At 58.8% G+C, this 21,735-nt stretch carries 14 protein-coding genes; 12 read left to right on the forward strand and 2 right to left on the reverse strand.

The window, feature by feature from the left end; genetic code table 11:
* The first annotated feature begins 9 nt into the window (after window positions 1–9).
* From bcsB to V1599_RS04000, 6 genes are all read left to right on the forward strand, one after another.
* Window positions 10–2,442 (forward strand): cellulose biosynthesis cyclic di-GMP-binding regulatory protein BcsB, encoded by a 2,433-nt coding sequence (gene bcsB / locus V1599_RS03975; protein ID WP_112012079.1) that lies wholly within the window; start codon window positions 10–12, stop codon window positions 2,440–2,442.
* 6 nt (window positions 2,443–2,448) lie between these two features.
* Complete coding sequence (gene bcsZ / locus V1599_RS03980; protein ID WP_112012080.1) at window positions 2,449–3,555, forward strand: cellulose synthase complex periplasmic endoglucanase BcsZ; 1,107 nt, start codon at window positions 2,449–2,451, stop codon at window positions 3,553–3,555.
* Window positions 3,537–7,019, forward strand: a complete 3,483-nt coding sequence (gene bcsC, locus V1599_RS03985; RefSeq protein ID WP_112012081.1) for a cellulose synthase complex outer membrane protein BcsC — start codon at window positions 3,537–3,539, stop codon at window positions 7,017–7,019. Before bcsZ ends, bcsC begins: the two co-directional genes overlap by 19 nt.
* A 119-nt stretch (window positions 7,020–7,138) precedes the next feature.
* Window positions 7,139–9,145 (forward strand): biofilm formation regulator HmsP, encoded by a 2,007-nt coding sequence (hmsP, locus tag V1599_RS03990; RefSeq protein ID WP_220092930.1) that lies wholly within the window; start codon window positions 7,139–7,141, stop codon window positions 9,143–9,145.
* 159 nt (window positions 9,146–9,304) lie between these two features.
* On the forward strand, window positions 9,305–10,591 hold the full coding sequence (locus tag V1599_RS03995) for a dicarboxylate/amino acid:cation symporter (protein ID WP_112012083.1): 1,287 nt from the start codon (window positions 9,305–9,307) through the stop codon (window positions 10,589–10,591).
* Between the two features lie 226 nt (window positions 10,592–10,817).
* Window positions 10,818–12,311, forward strand: a complete 1,494-nt coding sequence (locus tag V1599_RS04000) for a pitrilysin family protein (protein WP_112012084.1) — start codon at window positions 10,818–10,820, stop codon at window positions 12,309–12,311.
* A 112-nt stretch (window positions 12,312–12,423) separates the two neighbouring features.
* Here the strand turns inward: V1599_RS04000 and V1599_RS04005 are convergent, their stop codons facing one another.
* Window positions 12,424–13,353, reverse strand: a complete 930-nt coding sequence (locus V1599_RS04005) for a sugar kinase (protein ID WP_112012085.1) — start codon at window positions 13,351–13,353, stop codon at window positions 12,424–12,426.
* 233 nt (window positions 13,354–13,586) lie between these two features.
* Between V1599_RS04005 and pdeH the strand changes: the two genes are divergently transcribed.
* A complete protein-coding gene (gene pdeH / locus V1599_RS04010; RefSeq protein WP_112012086.1) occupies window positions 13,587–14,360 on the forward strand; it encodes a cyclic-guanylate-specific phosphodiesterase in 774 nt (257 codons plus the stop codon).
* 120 nt (window positions 14,361–14,480) lie between these two features.
* Complete coding sequence (locus V1599_RS04015) at window positions 14,481–16,523, forward strand: AsmA family protein (RefSeq protein ID WP_112012087.1); 2,043 nt, start codon at window positions 14,481–14,483, stop codon at window positions 16,521–16,523.
* 12 nt (window positions 16,524–16,535) lie between these two features.
* Here V1599_RS04015 and V1599_RS04020 read toward each other — a convergent pair whose 3' ends face one another.
* Window positions 16,536–16,895 carry a DUF2500 domain-containing protein gene (locus V1599_RS04020; protein WP_112012088.1) on the reverse strand — a complete coding sequence of 120 codons (360 nt, stop codon included), beginning with the start codon at window positions 16,893–16,895 and terminating at the stop codon, window positions 16,536–16,538.
* A gap of 129 nt (window positions 16,896–17,024) precedes the next feature.
* Between V1599_RS04020 and V1599_RS04025 the strand changes: the two genes are divergently transcribed.
* The 4 genes from V1599_RS04025 to V1599_RS04040 all read left to right on the forward strand — a co-directional run bounded on the left by V1599_RS04025 (window position 17,025) and on the right by V1599_RS04040 (window position 21,692).
* Complete coding sequence (locus tag V1599_RS04025) at window positions 17,025–17,651, forward strand: lysoplasmalogenase (protein ID WP_112012089.1); 627 nt, start codon at window positions 17,025–17,027, stop codon at window positions 17,649–17,651.
* A 77-nt stretch (window positions 17,652–17,728) separates the two neighbouring features.
* Entirely contained in the window at window positions 17,729–19,915 is a 2,187-nt protein-coding gene (zntA, locus tag V1599_RS04030) for a Zn(II)/Cd(II)/Pb(II) translocating P-type ATPase ZntA (protein ID WP_112012090.1), read from the forward strand.
* Between the two features lie 325 nt (window positions 19,916–20,240).
* Complete coding sequence (locus V1599_RS04035) at window positions 20,241–20,948, forward strand: hypothetical protein (RefSeq protein ID WP_112012091.1); 708 nt, start codon at window positions 20,241–20,243, stop codon at window positions 20,946–20,948.
* Window positions 20,949–21,212: 264 nt separating this feature from the next.
* Entirely contained in the window at window positions 21,213–21,692 is a 480-nt protein-coding gene (locus V1599_RS04040; RefSeq protein ID WP_112012093.1) for a type VI secretion system tube protein TssD, read from the forward strand.
* The last annotated feature ends 43 nt before the right edge of the window (window positions 21,693–21,735 follow it).

Raw genomic sequence — 21,735 nt, forward strand, 5'->3', positions numbered from 1 at the left:
GATAACGCGATGAAAACAAAACTTTCCTGGTTATGTGCAGTGGCAATGGGGATGAGTGCGCTTCCCGCAACAATGGCGAACGCCGCGCCTGATAATGCAGCCGCGACGCCTGCGCCAACGGTACCTGTGGTCGCACAAGCGACCGATCCGGTCATCACGGCAGCGTCCGGTCAAACGGAGAACGTTGTGCCCAACCAGCCGGTAGAGGGCAACACGCTGCCCGCCGAGCAGAACGGAACGCAGATTGTCGGGCAGGTGATGCCCGGCGTGCAGGGCGCCAATGCGCCGGTTGCCGTCGAAAATGCGCCATCGCGTGACGTGAAGCTCACCTTCGCGCAGATTGCGCCGCCTCCGGGAAGCATGGTGCTTCGCGGCGTCAACCCTAACGGCGGCGTCGAGTTTGGCATGCGCAGTGACGAAGTCGTCTCGCAGGCCGTTCTGAACCTGGAATACACGCCTTCTCCATCGTTGCTGCCCGTGCAGTCCCAGCTCAAGGTCTACCTGAACGACGAGCTGATGGACGTGCTGCCGGTCACTAAGGAGCAGCTGGGTAAAAAAACGCTGGCGCAGGTGCCGATCAATCCGTTGTTCATCACCGACTTCAACCGCGTTCGCCTTGAATTTGTTGGCCACTACCGCGACGTTTGCGAAAACCCGGCCAGCACCACGCTGTGGATGGACGTGGGGCGCAACTCGTCGTTACAGATGACGTACCAGTCGCTGGCGTTGAAAAACGATCTCTCCGCATTCCCGGTGCCGTTTTTTGACCCGCGCGACAACCGTCAGCTGAACCTGCCGGTGGTATTTGCCGGTTCACCGGATATCACCCAGCAGCTGGCGGCGACAATCGTGACCTCGTGGTTTGGTTCTCGCGCCGCCTGGCGCGGGCAAACCTTCCCGGTGCTGTTTGATAAGCTGCCCGATCGTAACGCCATCGTGTTCGCCACCAACGACAAACGCCCGGCCTTCCTGCGCGACCATCCGAACGTGACCGCGCCGACCGTGGAAATGATGAGCCACCCGGATAACCCGTACGTGAAGCTGCTGGTGGTCTTCGGGCGTGATGATAAAGATCTCGTTCAGGCGGCCAAAGGCATTGCCCAGGGCAACGTACTTTTCCGCGGCAACAGCGTCGTGGTTGATGACGTTAAGCCGCTGCTGGCGCGCAAGCCTTACGACGCGCCAAACTGGGTGCGTACCGACCGCGCGATCACCTTTGGCGAGCTGAAAACCTATGAAGAACAGCTCCAGTCGACGGGGCTTGAGCCTGCGCCGGTCAGCCTGTCGCTTAATCTGCCGCCGGATCTCTATCTGCTGCGCACCAACGGGATCGACATCAATCTGAACTATCGCTACACCGCGCCGGTCACCAAAGACAGCTCGCGCATGGATATCAGCCTGAACAACCAGTTCCTGCAATCGTTCAGCCTGGCCAGCAATCAGGAAACCAACAGGCTCATGCTGCGCCTGCCTGTGCTGCAAGGGCTGCTGGACGGTAAAACCGATGTCTCTATTCCGGCGCTAAAGCTGGGGGCGATTAACCAGCTGCGCTTTGACTTCCAGTACATGAACCCGATGCCTGGCGGCTCAATTGATAACTGCATCACCTTCCAGCCTGTGCAGAACCGCGTGGTCATTGGCGATGATTCAACCATTGACTTCTCGAAGTATTATCACTTCATCGCCATGCCGGATCTGCGGGCGTTTGCCAACGCAAGCTTCCCGTTCAGCCGCATGGCCGATCTGTCCCAGTCCATCGTCGTCATGCCAAAAACGCCTAACGAATCTCAGCTGACAACACTGCTGGATACGATGGGCATCGTGGGTGCGCAGACAGGTTTACCGGCGATCAACGTGACGTTGACCGATGACGGCAGCCAGATCCAGAACAAAGACGCGGATCTGATGGTGATCGGCACGATCCCGGACGCGCTGAAGGATGACAAGCGAATCGATCTGCTGGTGCAGGCCGCCCAGTCCTGGGTTAACACGCCGCTGCGCCAGACCGAGTTCCCGAGCATTATGCCGGACAAAAACGACCGCCAGGCCAGCGCGCAAACGACCGTAACGTCGAAAGCGCCGATGGCCGCGATTGTGGGCTTCCAGTCGCCGTATAACGACCAGCGCAGCGTAGTTGCGCTGCTGGCAGACAGCCCGCGTGGCTATGAGCTGCTCAACAATGCGATGAATGACAGCGGTAAGCGCGCGGCGATGTTCGGCTCCGTCTCCGTGATCCGCGAGTCCGGCGTTAACAGCCTGCGCGTGGGCGATATCTACTACGTGGGCCATCTGCCGTGGTTTGAGCGTCTGTGGTACGCGCTGTCTAACCATCCGGTGCTGCTGGCCGTGCTGGCCGCGATAAGCGTGGTTCTGCTGGCATGGGTGCTGTGGCGCCTGCTGCGCATTATCAGCCGTCGTCGCCTCAATCCGAATCGTGAGTAAGCCGTGATGAACGTTTTTCGCTGGTGCGTATTGGCGGCGTTGATGCTGGCGGCGGGGAATCTCCGCGCCGCCTGCACCTGGCCTGCATGGGATCAATTTAAACAGGACTACATCAGCCAGGACGGGCGGGTTATTGACCCAAGCGACTCGCGCAAAATCACCACGTCTGAAGGGCAAAGCTACGCGCTGTTCTTTGCCCTTGTCGCCAACGATCGCAAAGCGTTTGATGAGGTTTTGGCGTGGACGCGCGATAACCTTGCCGAGGGCGATTTAGCGCAACATCTCCCCGCCTGGCTTTGGGGACAGAAGGATAAACAGAGCTGGGCGGTGATCGACACTAACTCCGCATCTGATGCCGACATCTGGATCGCCTGGTCGCTGCTGGAAGCCGGGCGCCTGTGGAAAAACCCGGACTATACCCGCGTGGGTAAAGCCCTGCTGAGCCGCATCGCGAGTGAAGAGGTGGTGAAAGTGCCCGGGCTGGGATCGATGCTGCTGCCGGGCAGGGTGGGGTTCGCCGAAGAGAATGCGTGGCGCTTCAACCCCAGCTATCTCCCGCCGCAGCTAGCCAACTATTTCACCCGCTACGGCGCGCCATGGAGCACGCTGCGTGAAACCAACCTGCGCCTGCTGCTGGAAACCGCACCGAAGGGGTTCTCTCCGAACTGGGTGCGCTACGTGAAAGGTAAAGGCTGGCAGCTGAAGCAGGATGCGTCGCTGGTGGGCAGCTATGACGCAATTCGTGTCTATCTCTGGGTCGGCATGATGAATGAAAAAGATCCGCAAAAAGCGCGGCTTCTGGCGCGCTTCAAGCCGATGGCGGCGCTGACCGATCGTAACGGCTTGCCGCCGGAAGTCGTTGACGTGGCGACTGGAAAAACGACGGGCAACGGCCCGGTCGGTTTTTCCGCCTCGCTGCTTCCTTTTTTACAAGACAGAGACGCGCAGGCGGTACAGCGTCAGCGCGTCACCGATCATTTTCCCGATAAAAATGCCTACTTCAGCTATGTACTGACGCTCTTTGGGCAAGGCTGGGATCAGCATCGTTTTCGCTTCACCACTAAGGGTGAATTAATACCGGATTGGGGCCAGGAATGCGCAAGTTCACAGTAAGTCTACTCAGTTTATCGCTCGGCCTGGCCCTAATGCCGATGGCCCACGCGGCCAATTCTCCGCAGCAGAAACAGCTGCTGGAGCAGGTTCGTCTGGGCGAGTCGACGCAGCGCGAAGATCTGGTGCGCCAGTCTCTCTATCGGCTTGAACTGATCGACCCAAACAATCCGGACGTCATTGCCGCACGTTTACGCTATCTGCTACGACAGGGCGATAGCTCGGGCGCGCAGAAAGAACTCGATCGCCTGAAGGGCATTGCGCCGAACTCCAGCGCGTATCAGTCGTCGCGCACTACGATGCTGCTCTCCACGCCCGACGGTCGTCAGGCGCTACAGCAGGCCCGACTGCTCGCCACCACCGGGCATACCCAGGAAGCGATTGCCGCTTACGACAAACTGTTCTCCGGAAACCCGCCGAGCGGCGATCTGGCAACGGAATACTGGAGCGCGGTGGCCAAAGCGCCCGCGCGCCGTAATTCGGCCATTGACCAGATGAAAAAAATCAACGCCAGCAGCCCAGGAAACGCGCAGCTGCAGGCGACGCTGGCCCAGCTGCTGTTCCAGGCCGGTCGACGCGACGAAGGGTTTGCGGTGCTCCAGGAGATGGCCAGGTCTAACAACGGCCGCAGCCAGGCGTCCGACATGTGGTATCAGCAGGTTAAAGACTTGCCGGCCAGCAGCGCCAGCGTGAACGCGCTGCAAAAATATCTCAGCGTTTTTAGCGACGGCGATAACGTCACCGCCGCGCGCGCGCAGCTTGCGGAACAGCAAAAGCAGCTTGCCGATCCGACGTTCCGCGCGAAAGCGGAGGGCTTGGCCGCGGTTGATGCCGGGCAGGCGGGTAAAGCGGTGGCGGAACTGCAAAAAGCGGTCAGTGCAAATCATGCCGACAGCGAGGCCGTGGGCGCGCTGGGGCAAGCCTATTCCCAGAAAGGCGATCGCGCCCGCGCGGTAGCCCAGTTTGAGAAGGCCATTGCCCTCGATCCTCAGAGTGACAACCGGGGCAAATGGGACAGCCTGCTCAAGGTCAACCGCTACTGGCTGCTGATCCAGCAGGGTGACGCCGCGCTAAAAGCCAACAACACCGCGCAGGCGGAGCGCTACTACCAGCAGGCGCGCAGCGTTGATAACACCGACAGCTACGCCGTATTAGGCCTGGGAGATGCGGCGGCGGCGCGCAAGGATAACGAGGCGGCGGAGCGTTACTACCGTCAGGCGCTGCGCATGGACAGCGGCAACAGCAACGCCGTGCGCGGGCTGGCTAACGTTTATCGCGCCCAGTCGCCGGAAAAAGCTTCGCAGTTCATTCAGTCGCTTTCGGCCAGCCAGCGTCGCAGCATTGATGATATTGAACGCAGCCTGACCAACGAGCAGCTGGCGGCGCAGGCGGAGCAGCTGGAAAACCAGGGGAAATACGCCCAGGCGGCAGAAATCCAGCGTCGACGTCTGGCGCTTTCGCCCGGCGACGTGTGGATAACCTATCGTCTGTCGCGCGATCTCTACAGCGCGGGCCAGCCTGGGCAGGCCGATAATCTTATGCGCCAGCTCGCCAGCCAAAAACCGGCCGATCCGGAGCAGGTTTATGCCTACGGGCTCTACCTTTCCGGCAGCGATCGGGACCGTGCCGCGCTGGCGCATCTGGATACGCTCCCGCGCGGCCAGTGGAATGGCAATATTCAGGAGCTGGCGGACCGCCTGCAAAGCAACCAGGTGCTGGAGACGGCGAACCGCCTGCGCGACAGCGGTAAAGAGCAGGAGGCCGAAAGCCTGCTTCGCCAGCAGCCGACGTCCACCCGCATTGATTTAACCCTGGCCGACTGGGCGGAACAGCGTGGCGATCACAACGCGGCGAAAACCGCCTATAGCACCGTGCTGCAGCGCGAGCCGCAAAACGAAGACGCGCTGTTGGGGCTGACTGAAGTCTACATTGCTCAGGGCAACAAAGACGCGGCGCGCGCCGAGCTGGCGAAGCTGCCTGCCGCAGAAGGCGGAGAGCCCGTATCGCTTAACATGCAGCGCCGCATCGCGATGGCGCAGGCGGGTCTCGGCGATTCCGCTGCCGCAGAAACCCTCTTCAGCAAGCTGATCCCTCAGGCAAAATCGCAGCCGCCGTCCATGGAGAACGCGCTGGTGCTGCGCGACGCGGCCCGCTTCCTGACGCAAAACGGCCAGCCGCAGCAGGCGCTTGAGACGTATAAAGACGCGATGGTGTCGTCCGGCATTACGACGACGCGCCCGGCGGATAACGACAGCTTTACCCGCCTGACGCGCAACGACGAAAAAGACGACTGGCTGAAGCGCGGCGTGCGCAGCGATGCCGGGGATTTATACCGTCAGCAGGACCTTAACGTGACGCTGCAGCACGACTTCTGGGGCTCCAGCGGTACTGGCGGTTATTCAGACCTGAAGGCGCACACCACGATGCTGCAGGTGGACGCGCCGATGTCCGATGGCCGCATGTTTTTCCGCAGCGACCTGGTGAACATGGACGCCGGTTCTTTTGCGACCACTAACGGGACCTACGATCCGAAATGGGGTACCTGTGCGGAAACGCCGTGTAGCGGCAACACCAGCCAGACGGCCAACGGCGCCAGCGTGGCGGTGGGCTGGCAGAATAAAACCTGGTCGTGGGACATCGGCACCACGCCGATGGGCTTTGACGTGGTGGACGTCGTGGGCGGCGTTAGCTATAGCGGCGATCTCGGCCCCGTTGGATACACCGTGAACGCGCATCGTCGTCCCATTTCCAGCTCCCTGCTGGCGTTTGCCGGACAGAAAGACACTAACACGGGTACGACCTGGGGCGGCGTCCGCGCGACGGGCGGCGGCGTGAGCGTAAGCTACGACAAGGGCGAAGCGAACGGTATTTGGTCAAGCCTTAACGCGGACAGTCTGACCGGGAAAAATGTGGAAGATAACTGGCGCGTGCGCTGGATGACCGGTTACTACTATAAAGTGATCAACAAAAACAACGAACGCCTGACGGTCGGCGTCTCGAATATGCTGTGGCATTACGACAAAGATCTGAGCGCCTATACGCTCGGCCAGGGCGGATATTACAGCCCGCAGGAGTACGTCTCCTTTGCGCTGCCGGTGACCTGGCGTAAGCGTACCGAAAACTGGTCCTGGGAGCTGGGCGGCTCGGCCTCCTGGTCGCATTCCAAAACGAAAGATGTAATGCGCTACCCTGTTCAGGGGCTGATCCCCACCGATGAGCCGGGCCGCTATACCGACAGAGGCGCGATGGAAACCGGCAGCAGCTCGTCCGGGACCGGCTATACCGCTCGGGCGATTATCGAACGCCGCGTGACGTCGAACTGGTTTGTCGGGGCGGGCGTTGATATCCAGCAAGCCAAAGACTACACCCCAAGCCACGCGCTGCTGTATGTCCGTTATTCTGCCGCGGGCTGGCAGGGCGATATGGATTTACCGCCAGAGCCGCTCATACCGTACGCGGACTGGTAATCAGATTTACCTTAATCGATTTGTAAGTCTCTCTTTAACGTACGGCAATCGGGTATACTCAGTCGCACCAGGTTTACCCCCTGGTGCGCCTTGCGCTTCGAGCTTTGTGGAGAGTCATTTTGCGTGTCAGCCGTTCTTTAACTATCAAACAGATGGCGATGGTCTCTGCCGTCACCATGCTGTTTGTATCCCTCTTCTGCGTAATTTTGCTGTTTCATTCCGTCCAGCAGAATCGCTATAACACGGCTTCGCAACTGGAAAGTATTGCCCGCTCGGTGCGGGAGCCTCTCTCGGCCTCGATTCTGAAGGGGGATATCCCCGAAGCAGAAACCATCCTAAAGCGCATCCAGCCCGCCGGCATCGTGAGCCGTGCCGATGTGGTGCTGCCTAACCAGTTTCAGGCGTTGAGAATGAGCTTTATCCCCGAGCGGCCGGTTCCGATGATGATAATGCGGATGTTTGAGCTGCCGGTGCAGATCTCCCTGCCGATTTATTCTCTTGAGCGTCCCTCAAACCCCCAGCCGTTGGCCTATCTGGTGATGCAGGCCGATTCATACCGCATGTATAAGTTCGTGATGAGCTGGGTTACAACGTTAGTGACTACTTGCTTACTTTTAACCCTGATCCTCAGCGTAGGGCTGACGTGGTGTATTAATCGTCTGGTTGTTCACCCGCTGCGCCGCATTGCCCGGGAGCTAAACACGCTCTCCGCGCAGGATCAGGTTGGACATCAGCTTGCCCTGCCGCGCCTGCATCATGACGATGAAATCGGCATGCTGATACGCAGCTATAACCTCAACCAGCAGCGTATCCAGCGCCAGCAGGACGAGCTGAACAGCAGCGCGACCCGTTTCCCGGTGTCCGAGCTGCCCAACAAAACGTTTTTAATGGCGCTGCTGGAGCAGACCGTCGCCCGCCAGCAGACGACCGCGCTGCTGGCCGTGGCCTGCGAAACGCTGCAGGACACCGCGGGCGTGCTGCAGGAAAACCAGCGCGAGATCCTGCTTCTTACGCTGGTGGAAAAGCTGAAATCGGTTCTGGCACCGCGCATGGTGCTGACCCAGGTTAGCGGATATGACTTCGTGATTATCGCCCACGGCGTGAAAGAGCCCTGGCACGCGGTGACGCTAGGTCAGCAAGTGCTCACTGTCATCAATGAGCGCTTGCCCGTGCAGGGCATTCAGCTGCGCCCGAGCGCCAGCATCGGAATTGCGATGTTTTATGGTGACCTGACGGCAGAGCAGCTCTATCGGCGCGCCTTCTCGGCGGCCCTCACCGCGCGGCGTAAAGGTAAAAATCAGATCCAGTTCTTCGACCCCGAACAGATGGAAAAGGCGCAGCAGCGTCTTACCGAAGAGAGCGACATTTTGACCGCGCTGGACAACCGCCGGTTTGCGCTTTGGCTGCAGCCGCAGGTGAATTTGCAAACCGGCGAGGTGAAAAGTGCCGAAGCGCTGCTGCGCGTTCAGCAGCCGGACGGCACGTGGGAGCTCCCGGAGGGGCTGATCGAACGCATAGAGTCCTGCGGCCTGATGGTGACCGTGGGGTACTGGGTGCTTGAAGAAGCCTGCCGCCAGCTTGCCGCGTGGCAGGAGCGGGGCGTTGCGCTTCCGCTGTCGGTAAACCTCTCCGCGCTGCAGCTGCTGCACCCGAACATGGTGCCGGAGGTGCTTGAGCTGATCCATCGCTACCGCATCCAGCCCGATACGCTGATTCTGGAAGTGACGGAAAGCCGTCGGATTGACGACCCGAACGAGGCCGTCGCCATCCTCAAACCGCTGCGCAACGCGGGTATTCGCATCGCGCTGGATGATTTTGGGATGGGCTACGCCGGATTACGTCAGCTTCAGCACATGAAAACGCTGCCGGTTGACGTTCTGAAAATCGATAAAACCTTCGTTGACGGACTGCCGGACGACAGCAGCATGGTGCAGGCCATTATCCAGATGGCGCACAGCCTCAAGCTGCACCTGATTGCTGAGGGCATCGAAACGGACGCCCAGCGCCAGTGGCTGGCCGAAGCGGGCGTGGAGAGCGGCCAGGGCTTCCTGTTTGCCCGCGCCGTTCCGCCGGAGATCTTCGAACAGCGCTACCTTTCTGCCGACAGCCATCGCGCAACAGTGTAATTTTGTTGCTGGCTTGTGCGAGCCAGCTCAAACTTCTTAACATTTGTGTTTCAAATTTGAACCAAGTTTATTTCTGTCCTGTTATGTGGGTGTTATTTTAGAGCCGCAGGTTAACCATAACCTTATAAAGCCTGTGGTTTTTCTTCCCAAGGACACCCTATGAAAACCTCACTCTTCAAAAGCCTTTACTTTCAGGTCCTGACGGCCATCGCAATCGGTATTTTGCTTGGCCACTACTACCCTGAACTGGGCGCACAAATGAAACCGCTTGGCGACGCGTTCGTTAAGCTCATCAAAATGATCATCGCGCCGGTAATTTTCTGTACGGTGGTGACCGGCATCGCGGGCATGGAAAGCATGAAGGCGGTGGGGCGTACCGGCGCGGTGGCGCTTCTCTATTTCGAGGTGGTCAGCACCATCGCCCTGATTATCGGCCTGATTATTGTTAACGTGGTGCAGCCTGGCGCGGGAATGAACGTTGACCCGGCGACGCTGGATGCAAAAGCGGTGGCGATCTACGCCGAGCAGGCAAAAGATCAGGGCGTTGTGGCCTTCCTGCTGGACGTTATCCCAAGCAGCGTTATCGGCGCGTTCGCCAGCGGCAACATCCTGCAGGTGCTGCTGTTTGCGGTGCTGTTTGGCTTTGCCCTGCACCGTCTGGGCAGCAAAGGCCAAATCATCTTTAACGTTATCGAAAGCTTCTCGCAGGTCATCTTCGGCATCATCAACATGATCATGCGTCTGGCCCCGATTGGCGCATTCGGCGCAATGGCGTTTACCATCGGTAAATACGGCGTGGGTACGCTGGTGCAGCTGGGGCAGCTGATTATCTGCTTCTACATCACCTGTATTCTCTTCGTCGTGGTCGTGCTGGGGTCCATCGCGCGCGCCGCGGGCTTCAACATCTTCAAGTTCATCCGCTACATCCGCGAAGAGCTGCTGATTGTTCTGGGGACGTCGTCATCTGAATCTGCGCTGCCGCGCATGCTCGATAAGATGGAGAAGCTGGGCTGCCGCAAGTCGGTGGTGGGGCTGGTGATCCCGACGGGCTACTCGTTCAACCTCGACGGCACCTCGATATACCTGACGATGGCGGCGGTGTTTATCGCTCAGGCGACCAACAGCCATATGGATATCTTCCACCAGATCACCCTGCTGGTGGTGCTCCTGCTTTCGTCTAAAGGGGCAGCAGGCGTTACCGGAAGCGGGTTTATCGTGCTGGCGGCAACCATCTCTGCGGTCGGCCACCTGCCGGTAGCGGGACTGGCGTTGATTCTCGGTATTGACCGCTTTATGTCCGAAGCGCGTGCGCTTACCAACCTGGTAGGTAACGGCGTGGCGACGGTCGTCGTGGCGAAGTGGGTCAAAGAGTTGGACCACAAAAAACTCGACGATACGCTGAATAATCGCACGCCTGAGAGCCAAAAAACCGAATTATCCTCCTGATATCTCGTCAATTGCCCGCATTCCCTTGTCGGAATGTGGGCTCCTGCGCATAATAACCGCTCATACCTGTCATAATTCGACAAGATTTTTTTTGGGTATATTTCACTTCGAGCCGTGACGTTTTGCAGAACACGCGGTCTAATCGACGTGTTTTCATCGTCATCTTTTAGAGTGCTCACGTCGCGAGACACTCTTTTTTAACCAGGAATGTTGATCAGGGGTTCACATGCAGGGCACAAAAATTCGACTCTTAACCGGCGGTTTGCTGATGATGGCAGCAGCCAGTTATGTGCAGGCAGATGCGCTCCAGCCGGACCCGGCGTGGCAACAAGGGACTCTGGCAAACGGCTTTCAGTGGCAAGTTCTCACCACACCGCAACGCCCCAGCGACCGTATCGAAATTCGTCTGTCTGTGAATACCGGCTCCCTGACGGAGAGCACCCAGCAGACGGGCTTAAGCCATTTTATTCCTCGGCTGGCGCTCACGCAGAGCGGCAGTTTGCAAGCGGTTCAGGTGCGTTCGCTATGGCAACAGGCCATCGACCCAAAACGCCCGCTCCCGCCTGCCGTGGTCTCCTATGACTACACCATGTTTAACCTTAGCCTGCCGAACAACCGCAACGACCTGCTGAAAGAAGCGCTCACCTACCTTTCAGACGCCACGGGCAAGCTCTCCATTACCCCAGAGTCCGTAAACTATGCGCTGAGCAACGGCGACATGGTGGCGACCTGGCCTACGGACACCAAAGAAGGCTGGTGGCGCTATCGCCTGAAGGGCTCTGCGCTGCTGGGCCACGACCCGGCCGAGCCGCTGAAGCAGCCTGTGGACGTCGAGCAGGTGAAGTCCTTCTATCAAAAATGGTATACGCCGGACGCGATGACCCTGATTATCGTGGGTAACGTCGATAGCCGCGCGGTGGTAGAGCAGATCAACAAAGCCTTTGGCGATCTCAAAGGCAAACGGGAAACCCCGGCGCCGGTTCCTACGCTGTCTCCGCTGCGCGTTGATCCGGTCAGCATTATGACGGATACCGTGCGTCAGGATCGCCTGTCCATGATGTGGGATACCGCATGGCAGCCGATTCGTGAGTCGGCCGCATTGCTCCGCTACTGGCGCGCAGACCTGGCGCGTGAAGCGCTGTTCTGGCACGTTCAGCAGACGCTCAGTAAGAATAACGTGAAGGATATTGCTCTTGGCTTCGACTGCCGGGTGCTCTTCCAGCGCGCGCAGTGTGCGATCAACGTTGAATCGCCCGGCGATAAGCTGAACGCGAACCTGGGCGTGGTGGCGAAAGAGCTGGCGAAAGTGCGTAAAGAGGGGCTTCCGGAAGAGGAGTTCAACGCGCTGGTGGCGCAAAAGCAGCTTGAGCTGCAAAAACTGTTTGCGACCTACGCGCGTGCAGATACCGACATCCTGATCAGCCAGCGCATTCGCTCGCTGCAAAATCAGGTGGTGGATATCGCGCCGGAACAGTATCAGAAGCTGCGTCAGGACTTCCTGAGCGGCCTGACCGTGGACATGCTTAATCAGGATCTGCGCCAGCAGCTGTCTCAGGACATGACGCTGGTGCTGCTGCAGCCGAAAGGCGAGCCGGAGTATGACATGAAGGAACTTCAGGCGACCTGGAAAACGATCATGGAGCCAGACTCACAGCCTGCTCAGGCCGCGGCGGCCGATGATTTGCACCCGGACGCAACGGATATCCCGCAGGGGCAGTAAGAGACACAACGCCCCTCACCCCGGCCCTCTTCCCAAAGGGGCGAGGGTGTTATCGTTCCCTCTCCCCTTTGGGGAGAGTGTTAGGGTGAGGGGGCATCAGCCCGCGCCGTTGTTAACCAGGCATCGCCTCACGCGGAATAATCGCTCCGCGATACTGGATCACCGTGCTGGCCGTGAGATGGCCACGCTTCGCCGCCGCTTCCGGCGAGCCTCCCGTCAGGCGTACTGCCAGATAGCCCGCGCTGAACGAATCGCCCGCCGCCGTGGTATCGATCACCTTCTCTTTCGCTAATGCCACCGCCGGAACCTCAACGGTCGCTTCGCCTGGTATCGCGATAAGGCACGCGTCCGCCCCGCGCTTAATCACAATCTCACCCACGCCAGCGGCCTGCGTGCGGGCGATAACCTCATCAACCGGCTTTTCATCCCACAGCGCGTCTTCGTCGTCCAGCGTGAGGAATGCAATATCGGTGCATTCCAGCATCTGCTGGTACACCCGCTGCGTCTCTTCGCGGCTGGCCCACAGGCGCGGGCGGTAGTTATTATCGAAGATGACTTTGCCGCCGTTGGCGCGGCACTCGCGCAGCAGCGAAAACAGCTTTTCGCGGCTTTCCGGGCTCAAAATCGCCAGGCTGATGCCGCTCAGGTAGAGATAATCAAACGTCGCCAGCTTTTCGCAGATTGCCGGTGCCGCATCGCTTTCCAGCCAGAACCTGGCCGCGGCCTCGTTGCGCCAGTAGTAAAAGGTGCGCTCCCCGGTGCTGTCGGTTTCGATGTAGTAAAGCCCCGGCAGGCGGTTTTCCATGCGCTGGATCAGCCCGGTTTGTACGTTTTCACTCTGCCAGGCCTCCAGCATCTGCTGGCTAAAGCTGTCCGTTCCCAGCGCCGTCACATAGCTTACGCTCAGGGCCTCGGGCGCCACCTGACGGGCAATATAAACGGATGTATTTAACGTATCGCCCCCAAAACCGCGGCTGACATCCGCGCCTTTTTGGGACAGCTCAATCATGCATTCGCCAATCACGGCAATTTTTTTGGACATAGTTGGAAACCTGAACAGAGACATTAACGGTAGTGTGCGTTGAGTGAATAACGCGGTCAACTATATTAAAACGTCGTTCCAATATTTTATTTGAGCCAGCACGCGTTCCTGCTAATTTCTGTCATCTTAATTTCATTTTCCCGGCGAACTGAACATAAAGTTCTCAATTGCCGCGCCGATAATCCTGTGACGAGTCCAGAAAGGCTATTCCCCCATACAACAGGACATCTGAAATGAAGTCAGAGCAGGTTATCCACCGGCTGAACATTACGCCTGAGGCAAGTATTGAGAACTTGCAGGAGCATCGCTACTGGCTGCAATGTGAACGCGCGTACACCTATCAACCGATCTACCGCACCACCGGCCAGCTGATGGCGATTGAGATCTTAACGATCGTGACGCACCCGTCCAATCCCTCGCTGCGTATCGCGCCGGACCGCTATTTTGCGGAAGTGGCTGTGCGCCAGCGCATCGACGTGCTGGAGGAGCAGCTGAACATGCTGTACTCCCGCCGCGCCTTCTTTGAACAGCACGGCATTCTGGCATCGGTGAACGTGGATGGCCCAACGCTGATGGCGCTGCGCCAGAATGCGAAGCTGCAGGCGCTGATCGCGACCCTGCCGTGGATGCGCTTTGAGCTGGTTGAGCACATTCGCCTGCCGCAGGACTCCTCGTTTGCGTCGATGTGCGAGTTTGGCCCGCTCTGGCTGGATGACTTCGGGACCGGGATGGCGAACTTCTCTGCGCTCAGCGAGGTTCGCTACGACTACATTAAAGTGGCGCGCGACCTGTTCATTATGCTGCGCCAGACCTCCGAAGGCCGAAATCTGTTCACCCTGCTGCTGCAGCTGATGAACCGTTATTGTCAGGGCGTCATTGTCGAAGGCGTTGAAACGCTGGAAGAGTGGCGAGACGTGCAAAATTCACCGGCCGCTGCCGCGCAGGGCTATTTTCTCTCCCGCCCGGTGCCGATGGACACGCTGGATAATGTGATTATCTCATTGTAAGTAAAGCTGTTTCCCATAATGGTGCGTTGCCGTTACGCGCTATTCCCGGACGCAGCATCCCCGTATCCCCGCGCCATGAACTATATTCATGGAAGCACGTCATCAGGAAAGGGGGAAACAATGACAAAAACGGCCAGGATTGCCACCTGGGTTATAGGGATTTTCTTGTTGTTGATCGTGGTCGCTATCATCATCATTGCCACGTTTGACTGGAACCGCCTCAAGCCGACCATCAACCATAAAGTCTCGACCGAGCTTAACCGGCCCTTCGCCATCCGAGGCGATCTGGGCGTAGTATGGGAGCGCCAGAAAGAGGAGACCGGCTGGCGAAGCTGGGTTCCGTGGCCGCACGTCCACGCCGACGATATTATTCTCGGCAACCCGCCCGATATTCCTGAAGTGACTATGGTCCACCTGCCGCGCGTGGAAGCCACGCTGGCGCCGCTCGCGCTGCTGACCAAAACGGTGTACCTCCCGTGGATCAAGCTTAAGCAGCCCGACGCGCGCCTGATCCGGCTGTCAGAGAAAAACAACAACTGGACGTTCAATCTCGCCAGCAGCGACGAAAAAGATCCTAACGCGCAGCCGTCATCCTGGTCGTTCCGTCTCGACAATATCCTGTTCGATCGCGGGCGGATCGCCATTGACGACAAGGTCAGCAAGGCCGACGTGCAGATCCTGGTCGATCCGCTGGGCAAGCCGCTGCCGTTCAGCGAGGTAACGGGCAATAAAGCCAAGGGGGACAACGCGAAAGCAGGCGATTACGTCTTTGGCCTGACGGCGAAAGGGCACTACAACGGCCAGCCGCTCACCGGTACCGGTAAAATTGGCGGCATGCTGGCCTTACGCAGCGAGGGCACGCCGTTCCCGGTGCAGGCGGATTTCCGCTCCGGAAACACCCGCGTGGCGTTTGTGGGAACGGTTAACGACCCGATGAACATGGGCGGCGTCGATCTCCAGCTGAAGTTTGCCGGCGATTCGCTGGGCGAGCTGTACGACCTGACGGGCGTGCTGCTGCCGGATACGCCGCCGTTTGAAACGGACGGGCATCTGGTGGCGAAAATCAACGCCGAAAAATCCTCCGTCTTCGACTACCGCGGATTTAACGGGCGCATCGGCGACAGCGATATTCACGGCACGCTCACCTACACCACCGGGAAACCGCGTCCGAAGCTCGAAGGCGACGTTGAGTCGCGCCAGCTGCGCCTGGCCGACCTGGGCCCGCTGATTGGCGTGGATTCCGGCAAAGGCACCAAGTCGAAAGAGGTCAAAAAGGACGTTCAGCCCGCGGGCAAAGTGCTGCCCTACGATCGCTTTGAAACCGACAAGTGGGACGTGATGGACGCCGATGTGCGGTTTAAAGGCGGAAAAATCGAGCACGGCAGCACGCTGCCCATCAGCAATCTTTCTACCCATATTCTTCTCAAAAACGCCGACCTGCGCCTGCAGCCGCTGAAGTTTGGCCTGGCGGGCGGGACCATCTCGTCAAACATCCATCTTGAAGGCGACAAAAAGCCGATGCAGGGGCGGGCGGAAATTCAGGCGCGCAGGCTGAAGCTTAAGGAGCTGATGCCGAACGTCGAGCTGATGCAAAAAACCCTGGGCGAGATGAACGGCGATGCCGACATTCGCGGGGTCGGCAACTCCGTGGCGGCGCTGCTGGGAAGCGGCAACGGCAACCTAAAGCTCCTGATGAACGATGGCCTCATTAGCCGCAACCTGATGGAAATTCTGGGGCTTAACGTCGGTAACTTCATTATCGGGCAGATCTTCGGGGACGACGAGGTGCGGGTAAACTGCGCGGCGGCAAACCTGAACCTGGTCAACGGCGTCGCGCGTCCGCAGATTTTCGCCTTTGACACTGAAAATGCCGTTATCAACGTCACCGGGACGGCCAGCATGGCGTCGGAACAGCTGGATTTGACGATCGATCCTGAAAGCAAGGGCATTCGCATCATCACGCTGCGCTCGCCGCTCTACGTGCGCGGCACCTTTAAAAATCCGCAGGCCGGGGTGAAGCCCGGACCGCTGATCGCGCGCGGCGCGGTGGCCGCCGCGCTGGCAACGCTGGTCACGCCAGCCGCAGCGCTGCTGGCGCTGATTTCACCGTCGGAAGGGGATGCGAACCAGTGTCGGACGATACTGTCGCAGATGAAGCACTAAGCGGAAGGGGGTTTAGGGTTCGGCCCTGAACCCTTCAAACCGCGTTCCCTTATAGCTCAGCAGGCCCGCGTCACCGACGGTCAGCTGGTGATACTGCTGCGCGTCCAGGCGAAACGTCATCTCAAGGCCGCCGTTTTGCGGCCTGAAGCTGGCTTCATAGCGCATCGCCGTGCCCGCAGGCGTCACCTGCTGCTGGCGCGAGCGGCGCTCGTTGATCGGCTTTTCGCGCTTATTGCTTACCACCACCCGCTTTTGCAGCAGCGGCGCGGCGTCGTTTTCGGCCTTCTCGCGGCGCTGCTGGACGAAGCGAAACGATGCGGCAATGACGATAATCGCCACCACCACCACGAAAAAAAGCGGCATCTTGCTCATTGAGGTATCCCATCAGATTTTGCGGATTTAAGGATACCCCGGCTTCCCCGGCATTGCCAAACGCCGTGCTGCGTCACTACACTGGGTGTGAAACTGATTATTCAGCCGTAACAGATACAGGGAGTTAATATGCTTTGGTCATTTATCGCTGTCTGTTTTTCCGCATGGCTTTACGTCGATGCGTCTTATCGTGGCCCTGCCTGGCAGCGCTGGCTGTTTAAGCCCGTCACGCTGTTGCTCCTGCTGCTGCTTGCCTGGCAAGCGCCGATGTTTAACGCCGTCAGCTATCTGGTGCTCGCCGGGCTCTGCGCCTCGCTGATTGGTGATGCCCTGACGCTGCTGCCGCGACAGCGCCTGCTGTACGCCATCGGGGCGTTCTTCCTGTCGCACCTGCTGTATACCCTCTACTTCGCCAGCCAGATGACGCTCTCAATCTTCTGGCCGCTCCCGCTGGTGCTGCTGGTCATCGGTGCGCTGCTGCTCGCCGTCATCTGGACGCGCCTGGAGGAGATGCGCTGGCCGGTGTCTACCTTTATCGCCATGACGCTGGTGATGGTGTGGCTGGCGGGCGAGCTGTGGTTCTTCCGCCCGACCTCGCAGGCGATGTCCGCCTTCTTTGGCGCCGCGCTTCTGTTAATCGGCAATATCGTCTGGCTGGGCAGCCACTATCGCCGCCGCTTCCGCGCGGATAACGCGATAGCCGCCGCGTGTTACTTCGCTGGGCACTTCCTGATTGTGCGTTCGCTCTATATCTAAATAACCCTTGACTCTGGAGTCGACTCCAGAGTGCATACTCCGGTTAATGAGAAAATTATCATTAGCCGGAGGCTGCTATGTCTGCTCCTGAATCTTCTAAAAAAGTCCCACAATTCTCTGCGCTTAAGCTCAGCCCGGCGCCTTTGAAAGCGCCATGCTGCGCCGGTGACGCTTGCGAAACCCAGGCTGAGCCTATGCCCGAAAGCGGAAACCGCTACAGCTGGGTGGTGAACGGCATGGACTGCGCCGCCTGCGCCCGCAAGGTTGAAAATGCGGTCAGGCAGGTGCCGGGCGTGAGCCATGTGCAGGTGCTGTTCGCGACCGAAAAGCTGCTGGTCAGCGCTGAAAACGACGTAAGCAGGCAGGTTGAAGCCGCCGTCGGCAAGGCCGGATATTCCCTGCGCAGCGAATCCGCGCCCGCTGAGAAAACCTCCCCGCTGCGGGAAAACCTGCCGCTGATAACGCTCATCGTCATGATGGCCATAAGCTGGGGCCTGGAACAGGTTAATCACCCGCTCGGCAACTTGGCCTTCGTTGCCACCACGCTTGTCGGGCTGTTCCCGATAGCCCGCCAGGCGCTGCGGCTGATAAAAAGCGGCAGCTGGTTCGCCATCGAAACGCTGATGAGCGTGGCCGCGATCGGCGCGCTGTTCATTGGCGCGACCGCCGAAGCGGCGATGGTGCTGCTGCTGTTCCTGATTGGCGAACGCCTTGAGGGCTGGGCGGCAAGCCGGGCGCGTAAAGGGGTAAGCGCCCTGATGGCGCTAAAGCCTGAGACCGCCACGCGGGTCGTTAACGACGCGCGTGAAACCGTCGCCATCACCACGCTGCGCCCCGGCGACGTGATTGAGGTCGCCGCGGGCGGGCGCCTGCCTGCTGACGGCACGCTGCTCACCGCCACCGCCAGCTTTGATGAAAGCGCCCTTACCGGGGAATCTATTCCGGTAGAGCGCGCGGCGGGCGAAAAGGTTCCGGCGGGGGCGACAAGCGTCGATCGCCTGGTGCAGCTGACCGTGCTTTCCGAACCGGGCGACAGCGCCATCGACCGCATCCTGAAGCTGATTGAAGAGGCCGAGGAGCGCCGCGCGCCGGTTGAGCGGTTTATCGATCGCTTTAGCCGGATCTACACTCCCGTCATTATGCTGATTGCGCTGCTGGTGGCCGTCGTCCCGCCGCTGTTCTTCGCCGCGCCTTGGGAAGGCTGGGTTTATAAAGGCCTGACGCTGCTGCTGATTGGCTGTCCGTGCGCGCTGGTGATTTCCACCCCGGCGGCGATCACCTCGGGCCTGGCGGCCGCGGCGCGTCGCGGGGCGCTGATCAAGGGCGGTGCCGCGCTGGAGCAGCTCAGCCGGATTCAGCATATCGCATTCGACAAAACCGGCACGCTGACCGTCGGCAGGCCGCAGGTTACCGGTATTTATCCGCAGGATAGCCATGAAGATGAACTGCTCGCCGTTGCCGCCGCCGTGGAGCAAGGCTCAACGCATCCGCTGGCGCAGGCCATCGTGCGCGAAGCCCAGTCTCGCGGGCTGACGATACCGGCCGCCACGGCGCAGCGCGCGCTGGTGGGCTCAGGAATTGAAGCGGAGGTTGCGGGTAAAAAGGTGCTGATCGTCGCGGCGGATAAGTTCCCGGCGCCGGAGCTGCGGGATCGCGTTGCGTCTCTGGAGCAGGGAGGGCAAACGGTGGTGGTTGTCGTTGAGGACGGCGCGCTAAAAGGCGTGCTCGCGCTGCGCGATACCCTGCGCGATGACGCCAAGGAGGCGATTGCCGCGCTGCGCCAGCTCAACGTGCAGGGCGTGATCCTGACCGGCGATAATCCGCGCGCGGCCGCCGCGATTGCCGGCGAGCTTGGGCTGGATTATAAGGCGGGCCTGCTGCCGGCGGATAAAGTCACCGCCGTCACCGAGCTCAACGGCCAGGCGCCGCTGGCGATGGTGGGAGACGGCATCAACGATGCGCCGGCAATGAAGGCTTCGACCATCGGCATTGCGATGGGCAGCGGCACCGACGTGGCGCTCGAAACCGCGGACGCGGCGTTGACCCACAACCGGCTGACCGGCCTGGCGCAAACGATCGGCCTGGCCCGCGCGACGCGCGCCAACATCCGGCAAAACATCTCGATTGCGCTGGGGCTGAAGGGGATATTTCTCGTCACCACCCTGCTCGGCATGACGGGCCTATGGCTGGCGGTGCTGGCGGACACCGGGGCGACGGTGCTGGTCACGGCAAACGCGCTGCGGCTGCTGCGGCGCAAGGCGTAAAATCGTTAACGTGTGCCGGGTCAGCAATGGATGCCGCCCGGCATATTAGGCTTCTGCGCTAACGGCTTAATTTTGATTAAAAAACGCCTGGTCATCCTCTGAAAATGAATGATGCAAGGCGGAATCGTGATCGGCTCTGGACATTCTTTGGGTGTTGGGGAATAGGCTTGGCCTCATTGCCGCAATTTCTCAAAGGATAAAGAATGGGGTTTATGACGGTTTTAGTGCTGCGGTTGAGTGCAGCATGCAAACGCTCTTCAACGACAGAAAATCTTCAGCATGCGCCTGGCCTCCAGCCATCCCGCGAAAGCGCCGGGAGTTAAGGATGTATCACTCAGAAGAGGTCATTCGCCAGCTACAAAGCCAAAAAGTATTGGCCATGAAGCTAGACCGTGCGGTGCGGGCTGTTGGCGAAGAGGTAAAGCAGCATGTGAGCAATATCGGTGCCGGAGCACAACGCCTGCTTAACTACACATCTTGCCTGACGGATGAGTATTACGACGTCTGCACCAAACAGCATCTCGAAGACTCACGTTTTCGAAAGGGAATCGTCCATCTCGTTACCCGCAGGAATATTGTCAGCGAGATGATCAGCGCGTACGTCGAGGAGATGGTTAAGGATTTCTCTCCCGACCAGCTTGCAGAGATTCAAAGAATTTTAATGCACGTAAACGTGTATATCTCTACTAGTTCGCTTACGTCCTATGCTTTTGCAACCGGCGTCGCGGCTGCTATCAGCCTTCATATCACTCTTCCCCTCTCAGGCCTGAAAGCCGCAGCAGGTTTAACAAGTGCGGTTGCGGGAAGTCTTGGCGTCTATGGGATCGTGCAGCATGCGGCGGAAAGCGCGAGACGCCTGCAGATTCAGCATCCCGCCTATTACCAGATGCTCTATTTTCGCGAGATAGAGATGATGTACTTTCTTGTGGAGCCCATCTTTATGCGAGCTGGCGTGCTCTCTCAGCAATGGACGGATAGCCATAACGTTCCTGGCGTTGCCGACAAGATTATAAGATTAATGGGGAAACAGTAATGGGCTTTTTTAAACGCTGGCTCAAACATCAGTCCCAGATTTTCTTCTGGACCTACCTACCCATCATTCTCACATTCATCTTCGGCTACATACTCGACGTTTATTTTCCAGCAGTTAGTCAGGGCTTCATTCTGTTGTTTTATTTAGCAACGCTAGGACTGGCTTACAGGATCTGGCATTGAGACACGGCAATGAGGGGCTATCTGAAAGGGTGAACCACAAAGCACTTCATTATTTTGGTGCTTATTAATAAGGATATTCATTATGTCTACACCCGCGCATTTATGGCTTGAAGATGAGAACGGCTCACCGATTGTCGGCGCATGCCTGATGCCGCTGCGGCTGGGCTCTATCGAACTGAAGTCATTCTCACATGGAGTTACCATCCCGGTAGATCCAAACTGGGGTAAGCTCACCGGTACGCGCGTTCACCGCCCCATTACGATTGTAAAAGAGTTCGACCAGACAACACCTCTTTTGTATCGCGCCGTCTGTGAAGGCCGAACCATGAAGAAAGCAACTATTAAGATGTACCGAATTCTGGATTCAGGCATTGAGGCCGAGTATTTCAACATCATTCTGGAGAACGTAAAGTTCACCACGGTTGCGCCATTCCTGACCCCTAACGTTATGAGCAGCACCCACCTCGAAACGCTCGAATTGTGCTACGAGGCCATCACATGGAAGTACACGGAAGGCAATGTTATGTATCGCGACTCATGGAACGAACATTGTCGTGCCTGAACGCGAAGGTGATTGTGGAAGGTCAAGAAACCGCCCCCGCAGG

The sequence above is a fragment of the Enterobacter sp. ECC-175 genome (genome assembly GCF_043968675.1).
Taxonomy (GTDB): Bacteria; Pseudomonadota; Gammaproteobacteria; order Enterobacterales; family Enterobacteriaceae; genus Enterobacter.